Here is a 9,165-nt window from a genome sequence, read left to right on the forward strand (position 1 = left end):
CGTCGCCAAACTTTCTGCTGACATTACGTGTACCCGATGACGGTCCTGACCTGCCAATGGTAGGAAAGCAGTTTGACGACAGGCAGATGGCAGTACGTTACCGCGCTGATTGCAGCGGGTCTAACGTCGCTTGCAATCGGAACAACCGGGGTAAGCGCACAGCAAAGCATTGATGTGCGCACAGACGAAGCACGCCAGTTTTCCGAAGATTTCGAGCGACTCACCGACGTAACCGCACGGGCTAACTTTCTGCTGAGTACCGATGATGGCGGCGACATCACCTATGCCGACATCCTTGCAAATCCCGATGACATCGTCCTCAACTTCCGCTGGGCCAAGGCCCAGCTGGCGCGTGGCGACGTCCGCGGGGCATCGGCAACCCTTGAACGCATTCTTGTTCTGGACCCGGATCTGGCACCGGTACGCCTTTATTACGCGATTGTTCTTTATCGCCTTGATAGCCTGGACGAGGCCCGCAGCCAGTTTGATCGCCTGTTGCAAATGGATATCTCGCCAGATGTCGAAGCCAATATCCGTCAGTATGTCAGCGCCATCGAGCGCCGCCGCAAGCGCTTGTCCCAAAGCCTGACCCTGACACTGGGAAGCCAGATTGACAGCAACCGCAACGCGGCCCCGAACGACAAGGTCCAGCTTCTGACCGGCACACCGACGACCATCACCGCAAGCGAAGACAAACCCAACAACGACATCGCCTATATCGGGGCGCTTCGCTATGACGTCAGCTATGATCTTGGCTATCAGGAAGGTCACGAGGTTTTTGCAAGTTTAACCGGCTATGGCAGTGACCAGGTTCAGCTCGACGCGCTGGACCTTGGATCCTTTTCGGCAGAAATCGGCACACGTATTCGCGGCGGATACTGGATGCTGACCCCGACACTCAGCCAGACCGCGCAGTCGCTTTCGCGCGAGAAGTACCTGACCGCCAGAACCGGCCGCCTGCGGCTGGACTGGAACGTGCGCCCGTTCTTTAACCTCAACGGCGATATCAGCTATTCTGACGAGCGATATCAGAACACATCTGAATCCAGTGCGCTTCGCTTGCATTCCGGTCAGCGCTATGGCGCACGGATCGGGGGCAACTACAATTGGTCGCCAAATCATCGTACGACGCTGAATTTTGCGGCCGGGATGAAGGATGCCGCCAGAAACTATTATAGTTACAATAGCTTGAGCGGCGAGCTGATCCATGCTTATCTGTTTGGCGGGGGAAGTTACATCAGCGGAAGTATTCGCTATGGCATGGACCAGTACCGGGATCCGGATTTTCTGACGACCGGCAATTCGCCGCAACATCGCACGGATCGCAGCACTCGGATCCGCCTGACATACGGTGCACCGCTTGCGACGATATTGCCGACCGACTTGTTTGGGGATAGCGAAACGGCAAATCAGATACTTGGCTTTCTGGCACCGATCAACTGGTCGGTCACCGGTGAGTATCTGAACACAAAATCAAACATTCCCAACTACGAATACCATAACGCACGTGCACAGGTATTTCTGACACGCCGCTGGGAGTTCTAGTGATGCATAAGGCCAAATATTCGCCCCTGAAATCGAATGCGACAATCCGTCGATTTGCCGGCAAAACGCTGCTTTGCGCACCTTTGATTGCCGCAACAATCTTGATGGCGCCAAAACCCGCCAGTGCAGAACTTGAAGCCGAAATGGCGGGCGTCTCGGCCGCTGTAACCGGCGAAATCACACTTTCCAAAGTCACCGGCGAAGTCGGCATTCTGGTTGAAAGTGGCATGCCGGTCTATCTGGGGGATCGGATCGTTACATCGGCCAACTCGGGCATGCAGGTCCTGTTGCTTGACGAAACGGTCTTTACCATCGGCCCGAACAGCGACGTTGCGATTGACGAGTTCGTCTATGACCCGGCCACCGGCGACGGACGCATTGTCGCCGATATGGCCAAAGGTGTGATGCGCTTTGTCACCGGCAAAATCCCGCTCAACAATCCATCGAGCATGGATGTGAACCTGCCGGTCGGCTCCATCGGTATTCGCGGCACCATTGGCCTGATCCGCTCCATGACCGCCGAACAAGCAAACGAAATCGTGCCGGGCAGTTTTGATACCACCGACGCAAACACCGCAAACCAGCTGGTTTTCATGGCGGTGAACCAAGGACCCGGTCTTTCGCGTAATGACACGACATCACGGCCCGGCGCCTTTGCCGCCTTTAACCAGAATGGCGGCTCACAACGCGTGACTGGCGAAAATTTTGGCGTCTTTGTTTCAGACAACAATGTCACCACGCCCACACGTTTCCCGACCAGTGCCGCAACGTTTGATTTTTCAGCAAATGTTGTCCGCACCGCATCACTTGGTGGTGGCTCGGATTCCGGTGCAGGTGCAAACTCGACCTCATCCACCACGCAGCAGCCTGTTGTCACGAGCCAGCAAACCGGACAGGCGCAAAACCAGACCGGCGCAACCAGCGCGCAGGCCGTTGACGTCGCCATGGCGCAAATTGGAACAGTCAACAGCGCCCAAAATGTCGCTGAAACCACGTCGATCCTGAATAATAATCTGGTCAACAATACAAGCAGTTCAGGCGGCTCATCTGACCCATTTAACTATGACGGACTTCGTCAGGTAATGAGTGGTAGCGCCACAACAGGCACCTTGAATGTCAGTGGCGGCGGAATTTCTTACAGTTTCTCGACAACGGTCGATTACGCAAACAGAAAGATCGATGTTTCATTTACCAGCATCAATGATGGCGTAGGGACAGGAGGATCGGCATCCTTTTCCGGTTTCGACTACTCAGCAAGTTCCGGAAATGTCGCCTTCGACAACAGCGCTTTTAGCTATAACGCCGCCTGCAATACGATGAACTGTAATCCGTCTGCGACATTTACGGATGCGACACATGTCGATTTCAATGTGAAGACCACGAACGTTCCGAACGGAAATGCATCATCCGGGACATTGAATTGATCCTCTTGATCCTTCGATCAAAGGCACAATCATGGGTCTGAGAAAATTCGGTCTTATGACCGGACTGCAATATATCGTTCCGCTGGCCATACTCTTCACCTGCATCATTTTGCGCTGGCAGAATGTGCCGGTGATTGATCAGCTGCGTTTAACGGTTTTCGATCTTTATCAACAAATTGCACCGCGCGCTTATGAAGATGTCGGCGTGCGGATTGTCGATATTGATGAGCGCAGCTTGGCAAGTGAGGGCCAATGGCCTTGGCCGCGTACCAAGCTTTCGGAATTGCTTTATCGCCTGCGCGCCAATGGGGCGATTGTTGTTGGCTTTGATATGGTTTTTGCCGAGCCTGATCGTACATCACCATCACGCGTGATCGACGATTGGCCGCAAAGCACCGAACGTGACCGTATTGCGGAAATGGCAAAGGCCTTGCCCGACCACGACCAGCTATTTGCCCAATTCATCAAGGGTACTGGCAACGTGGTCACCGCGGTTCAGCTCCGCAATGGTGAGTTTGATGCCCTTCCCCGCCAGGTCGGGAATTTCAGTGCAGCCGGCGAAGCAGGTCGCACGCTTTCGGATTTCGTTCCGGTCTTGCCAAGTGCAGCCAAAAACCTTGATGTTATCGAGGCGGCTGCAACTGGCAATGCGCTGGTGAACGTCTCGCCAGGTCAGGACGGGATTGTACGCCGTGTACCGTTGATGGCTGCCATCGATCATGAACAGCCAGGGATTGGCAAGCCGGTCTATCCGACACTCAGCCTTGAGATGCTGCGCGTTTTACAAAATGCCCCCAAGACCATGCTGGTGCGGATGTCCGGGGCGAGCGGCAGCACACGCTGGACCAACTCGGAAGGCATCGCGTCCGTTCGCGTTGGTGCCCTGACCATCCCGACGGATCGTGCCGGGTATATGTGGGTGCATTTTACCGGCCATCAGAAGGACCGGTACCTGTCGGCGACAGATATCCTTAACGGATCAGTCGGAACCGACATCCTTCAAAATAAAATGGTCCTGCTGGGGACGAGTGCGGCCGGGTTGCTTGATTTGCGCTCCACCCCGCTTGATCGCGTGATCCCCGGGGTCGAAGTACATGCCGAGATGCTTGAACAGATGCTGCTTGAGCATTTCCTTACCCGTCCCTATTGGGCGGCGGAGGTCGAAATGCTGGTCCTTCTGATCGTCGGCATGTTTTTTATTCTGGCAGTCCCACGGCTTGGTGCGGTGTGGCCAGCGGTGATTGGTCTGGCGATTGCGACCAGCGCAATTGGCGTTTCATGGTGGGCTTATTCACATAAACTCGTGCTCATTGATCCGCTTTATCCGATTGTCGGTTTGGCAGCCGTCTACCTTGCAACCAGTTCGCTTGGTTTCATGCGGACCGAGGGCGAACGCCGACAGGTGCGCGCCGCCTTTGCCAACTATCTGTCACCGGCATTGGTGGCGCAACTGGCCGAACATCCCGAACGTCTGAAACTGGGCGGGGAAACCCGTGATATGACATTGATGTTCTGTGATGTCCGCGGATTTACCGCCATATCCGAAGGTTTCAAATCCAATCCACAAGGCCTGACACGCCTGATCAACCGGCTTCTCACACCACTGACGGACTGCATCCTGAACCGTGAGGGCACGATTGATAAATATATGGGCGACTGCATCATGGCGTTCTGGAACGCGCCACTTGATGTTGAAAACCATGCCCATAATGCCTGTGACAGCGCGCTTGCGATGCGACATGCGCTTAAAAAGCTTAATGACCAACGCAAACAGGAAGCAGAACAGGCAAATGAGCCCTTCCTGCCGCTTAATGTTGGCATCGGGATCAATTGCGGCGATTGTCTTGTCGGCAATATGGGATCGGATCAGCGCTTTGATTATTCGGTGCTGGGCGATGCGGTCAACCTTGCATCCCGGCTTGAGGGACAATCAAAGAACTATGGCGTCGATGTCGTTCTGGGCGAAGATGTTGCCAAACGGGTTGATGATGATTTCGCACTGATCGAACTCGACCTGATCACCGTTAAGGGCAAAAGCGAAGCACTGCATGTCTTTGCCCTGCTGGGCGATAAGGACATGGCGTCATCAGCGCAGTTCAAAAACTTCGCCGATTTGCACGCGGCCATGCTTTCGGCCTATCGCGCTCGAAACTGGGATAAGGCAGAAAATTTGATCGCAGAATGCCAGCAGGCATCAAGCGATTTTGCGAAGCTTGGCGACCTTTATGATCTTTACGCCAGCCGCATCGCTTTGTTCAAAGAAACGCCCCCACCAGCCGATTGGGATGGCGTATTCATCGCCACCAGCAAATAGCTGACTTGCCAAGCACGCAAAATCCAAACAATCTTGGCCAACCACCAAACAGCATTGCCTTGCCAAACTGCGCGCCTTTTTACGTCATCCCTTTGAGGCCCCAATGAACTTTTCATCTGACAATGTCACCCCGATCTGTCCGGAAATCCTTGCGGCTATCGCCGCCGAAAGTGATGCCAGCGCCCTGCCCTATGGCGCGGATGACAAAAGCCAAAAGCTTGATGCAGCTTTTTCGGGATTGTTCGGGCGTGATGTATCCGTCGTGCCGGTCGCAACCGGAACGGCGGCCAACGTCATCGGACTTTCGGGGCTGGTGTCGCCGTTTGGCGGCGTGGTCTGTCATCACCACGCCCATATCAATGTCACGGAATCCACAGGTGTCGCCTTTTACGGCGGCGGGGCGAAGCTGCTGGGGATTGACGGGCCTTCGGCAAAGATCGAAGCAGACGCACTGGATGCCTATTTGACCAACCATGTTTCAAACGGCATGCATTCGGTTGATCCGGAATGTGTTGCGATCACGCAAAGCACGGAATTCGGTACCGTCTATGGCGTTGATGAAATTCAGGCGATTGGATCGGTTTGCCAAAAACACAATATGCGGCTTTTCATGGATGGGGCGCGTTTTGCCAATGCGGTTGCCGCCCTTGATTGCCCCCCATCTGAAATCACTTGGAAAGCCGGTGTTGACGTCCTGAGCTTTGGCGCGACCAAGAACGGTGCGTTGGCTGTTGATGCGATCGTACTGTTTGATCCGAAACTCCGGCGCAAAACGGAACAGAACCGCAAGCGCGGAGGCCATCTGTTTTCCAAGCACCGCTATCTTGCCACACAGCTTCTGGCCTATCTTGAAGATGACCTGTGGCTGCGCAATGCCCGTCATGCCAACGCGGCAGCAACGGCTCTCGCCAAATCCCTTTCAAGCATGGGGGCAAAGCCCGCCTTTGTTCCCCAGGGGAATGAGTTGTTTATTCACATGACCAATGTGTTGGCCGAAAAGCTCCGCGATGCAGGTATTGTATTCCGCCCCTGGCCGTCACTTGGTCCGGATGCCTATCGGTTTGTCTGTGCCTGGAACAGTCCGATCAAGATGATCGAAGCCTTGCCGGAAACCGTTGGTCAATAGCACAGCCTTGCCATGCCGCCCGGTTGCATGTGATATCACCACCCCAATGCCACCAAAAAACGACGAGATTTAAGATGAATTTTGCCTCGGACAATGTATCGCCCTTTTGCCCGGAAATTCTGGAAGCGCTGACAAAGGACGCATCTGTCAATGCGCCGGCCTATGGCGGTGACGACCTCAGCCAGCAACTCGATGCAGCCTTTTCCGAACTGTTTGACAAGGAAGTTGCCGTCATCCCGGTTGCAACCGGCACTGCGGCAAACTGTATCAGCCTGTCTGCGCTTGTTTCGCCCTATGGCGGGGTGGTTTGCCACCATGAAGCCCACATCAACGAGGATGAAAGCACCGGCGTTGCCTTCTTCACAGGCGGCGCGAAGCTTTTGCCGATGGATGGCCCGGCGGCTAAGCTTGAAGCAGATGGCCTTGATGGCTTTGTCAGCGGTCTGGTTGATCGCGGTGTGCATTCGGTGTCGCCTGAATGTGTGGCGATCACACAGGCGACTGAACTTGGTGCGGTTTACACGGTCGATGACGTCAAGGCGATTGGCGAGGTCTGCCGCAAGCATGACCTGCGCCTGTTTATGGACGGGGCGCGGTTTGCCAACGCGATGGCACATCTCAAATGCCATCCGGCCGATGTCACCTGGAAGGCCGGCGTCGATGCCATCAGCTTTGGCGCGACCAAAAACGGTGCCATGGCGGTTGATGCGATTGTTCTTTTTGACACCAGCCTGAAACCCCGGATCGAGCAGGCGCGCAAACGCAGTGGCCACTTGCATTCCAAGCACCGCTATCTGGCAACCCAGCTTCTGGCCTATATCAAGGATGATGTCTGGCTTAAAAATTCCGCCCATGCCAACACAGCAGCGCAGGCACTTGCCGACGTCCTGATCAAACAGGGCGCGTCACTTACGCATGCGGCAGAGGGCAATGAGCTGTTTGTCAAAATGTCCCCGGATCTTGCCGCAAAATTGCGTGATGCCGGTCTTATGTTCCACGGTTGGCCATCGCTTGGTGCCGATGTTTATCGATTTGTTGCGGCGTGGAACGCGGATATCGTGCAAATCACCAAACTCAATACCACTCTAGGGTAGAAATTGAGGCTAAAAGGACGGGTGAAATCAAACGAATCATTATGATTCAATAAGATATGAATCGTTCAAAAGCACATTTTAAACACGTGATTTACCGATTTCACCCGCCGAGCCTTGAAAAAAATGCACTGCTGCAATGATGAAACCGGACAGTGAATTTCATAAAAATAACAAATACTTGACTTAAATTCATCATTCGGACCTGCGGTCGCACTACGTAAAATCCCGCAGGAACCGTTGACGATACGCAGAAACCCTGATTACTTTCCCTCGTCGATTGCCAACATTCATACCTGTTGGATCGGGTAAACCTCGTCCGTTGCAAAATATGCTGTCAAACGTGACCGGATCAAATGTCACGCGGACAGCATTGATTTGCTCGGACCAGCCTTGAGGGAGGCATTTAATGAAAGCGAATTTCGTCAAAGTGGCACTTGGTGCAGGCCTGCTTGCAGCCACCGCACTTGCTGCTCCGACTGCCGCTTCGGCAAAAACCCTGGTATATTGCTCGGAAGGTAGCCCGGAAGGCTTCAACCCGCAGCTTTACACTGCAGGTACGACCTTCGATGCATCTTCGCGTCAGGTCTTCAACCGTCTCGTACAGTTCAAGCGCGGTACCACCACCATCGTTCCGGGTCTTGCGACCAGCTGGGACGTTTCGGCTGATGGTCTGGAATATACCTTCAACCTGCGTGAAGGCGTGAAATTCCACACCACCGAAGACTTCACCCCGACCCGTGATTTCAATGCTGATGACGTGATCTTCACCTTCATGCGTCAGTTTGACACCGAGCACCCGTATCATGGTGTATCGGGCGGCGGTTACGAGTACTTCAACTCGATGTCGATGGGCGATCTGGTCAAGGACATCGTCAAGGTTGACGATCAAACCGTCAAATTCGTGCTGAACCGTCCGGAAGCACCGTTCATCGCCAACATGGCCATGGACTTCGCATCTGTTCTGTCGGCTGAATATGCTGACAAGATGATGGAAGCAGGCACCCCGGAAAATGTTGACCTGAACCCGGTCGGCACCGGTCCGTTCCAGCTCGTTGCCTATCAGAAAGATGCAGTTATCCGTTACAAAGCATTCCCGGAATACTGGGAAGGCAAAGCAGCAATCGACAACCTGATCTTCGCAATCACCCCGGACAGCACCGTTCGCTACCAGAAGCTTAAAGCTGGCGAATGCCATGTCATGCCGTTCCCGAACCCGGCCGATCTGGAAGAGATGGAAGCAGATGCCGACATCAACCTGATGAGCCAGGAAGGTCTGAACGTTGGTTATCTGGGCTACAACACCCAGAAAGAACCGTTCACCGACCCGAAAGTCCGTAAAGCACTGAACATGGCGATCAACAAAGACGCCATCATCGAAGGTGTTTATCAGGGTGCCGGTTCGGCTGCGAAAAACCCGCTGCCGCCGACCATCTGGTCTTACAACAACGACACCGTTGATGACCCGTATGATCCGGAAGCAGCCAAAGCGATGCTGGCAGAAGCTGGTTATCCGGACGGCTTCACCACCGACATCTGGGCGATGCCGGTTCAGCGTCCTTACAACCCGAACGCACGCCGTATGGCTGAACTCGTTCAGGCTGACTGGGCTGCTATTGGTGTGAACGCCGAGATCGTATCCTACGAATGGGGTGAATACCTTGA

6 protein-coding genes are annotated in these 9,165 nt (G+C 54.3%); all 6 read left to right on the forward strand.

Annotated features, from left to right (window positions below):
• The first annotated feature begins 72 nt into the window (after positions 1–72).
• Positions 73–1,545, forward strand: coding sequence for a tetratricopeptide repeat protein (locus tag B2T33_RS06865; RefSeq protein WP_197146826.1), 1,473 nt, complete (start codon positions 73–75; stop codon positions 1,543–1,545).
• A gap of 2 nt (positions 1,546–1,547) precedes the next feature.
• On the forward strand, positions 1,548–2,969 hold the full coding sequence (locus B2T33_RS06870) for a FecR family protein (RefSeq protein WP_197146825.1): 1,422 nt from the start codon (positions 1,548–1,550) through the stop codon (positions 2,967–2,969).
• Between the two features lie 55 nt (positions 2,970–3,024).
• On the forward strand, positions 3,025–5,283 hold the full coding sequence (locus B2T33_RS06875) for a CHASE2 domain-containing protein (protein WP_286791564.1): 2,259 nt from the start codon (positions 3,025–3,027) through the stop codon (positions 5,281–5,283).
• Positions 5,284–5,386: 103 nt separating this feature from the next.
• Positions 5,387–6,409 carry a threonine aldolase family protein gene (locus B2T33_RS06880; protein WP_286791565.1) on the forward strand — a complete coding sequence of 341 codons (1,023 nt, stop codon included), beginning with the start codon at positions 5,387–5,389 and terminating at the stop codon, positions 6,407–6,409.
• Positions 6,410–6,483: 74 nt separating this feature from the next.
• Positions 6,484–7,503: a threonine aldolase family protein gene (locus B2T33_RS06885; RefSeq protein ID WP_286791566.1), complete on the forward strand. Its 1,020-nt coding sequence runs from the start codon at positions 6,484–6,486 to the stop codon at positions 7,501–7,503.
• 406 nt (positions 7,504–7,909) lie between these two features.
• Positions 7,910–9,165: ABC transporter substrate-binding protein (locus tag B2T33_RS06890; RefSeq protein WP_286791567.1), on the forward strand; the 1,256-nt coding region annotated here is incomplete at its 3' end.

The organism is Thalassospira sp. UBA4513 (assembly GCF_002388495.1).
In the GTDB taxonomy this organism is placed as follows: Bacteria; Pseudomonadota; Alphaproteobacteria; order Rhodospirillales; family Thalassospiraceae; genus Thalassospira; species Thalassospira tepidiphila.

Bases quoted from the DNA above. Each gene is read 5' to 3' on its own strand.
- B2T33_RS06870 (WP_197146825.1), top strand. From the start codon at position 1,548: ATGCATAAGGCCAAATATTCGCCCCTGAAATCGAATGCGACAATCCGT.
- B2T33_RS06880 (WP_286791565.1), top strand. From the start codon at position 5,387: ATGAACTTTTCATCTGACAATGTCACCCCGATCTGTCCGGAAATCCTT.
- B2T33_RS06875 (WP_286791564.1), top strand. From the start codon at position 3,025: ATGACCGGACTGCAATATATCGTTCCGCTGGCCATACTCTTCACCTGC.
- B2T33_RS06885 (WP_286791566.1), top strand. From the start codon at position 6,484: ATGAATTTTGCCTCGGACAATGTATCGCCCTTTTGCCCGGAAATTCTG.